This window comes from Caballeronia telluris, from assembly GCF_001544495.1.
Taxonomy (GTDB): Bacteria; Pseudomonadota; Gammaproteobacteria; order Burkholderiales; family Burkholderiaceae; genus Caballeronia; species Caballeronia telluris.
Window position 1 is genome coordinate 1 of record NZ_FCNZ02000155.1, and the last position, 572, is coordinate 572.

The window sequence follows — 572 nt, forward strand, 5'->3', positions numbered from 1 at the left end:
CCGCCTTCGGGCGTGACCCAGACGATGTTCTGCGTCGGGTCCTTGATGTCGCAGGTCTTGCAGTGCACGCAGTTTTGCGCGTTGATCTGCAGGCGCTCGCCGCCGTCGTCGGCTTTGACGAATTCGTAGACGCCCGCCGGGCAATAGCGGCTTTCCGGGCCCGCATACGTGCGCAAGTTGACGTTCACCGGCACCGACGGATCTTTCAACGTCAAGTGCGCCGGCTGGTTCTCCTCGTGATTCGTGTTCGAGATGAACACCGATGAGAGACGATCGAACGTCAGCTTGCCATCGGGCTTCGGATAGACGATTGGCTTGCATTGCGACGCGGGTTTCAGCGTCTCGTTGTCCGAGTGCTGATGATGCAGCGTCCACGGCACGTTGCCGCCCATCACCTTCTGCTCCAGTCCGACCATCATCGTGCCGAGATACAGGCCACGGCTCATCCACTGCTTGAAGTTGCGTGCGCGATAAAGCTCGGTCTTGAGCCATGAAGTCTCGAACGCTTCCGGGTAAGCGGCGAGTTCGTCGTTCTGACGGCCGGCTTGCACGGCATCGAACGCGGCTTCGGC

The 572-nt window shown here is 60.7% G+C and carries 1 protein-coding gene; it reads right to left on the reverse strand.

Annotation, left to right across the window (positions count from 1 at the left end; all coding sequences use genetic code 11):
- Positions 1 to 572 (reverse strand): 4Fe-4S dicluster domain-containing protein (locus AWB66_RS32685; RefSeq protein WP_200819135.1); only part of this gene is annotated, 572 nt, incomplete at both ends.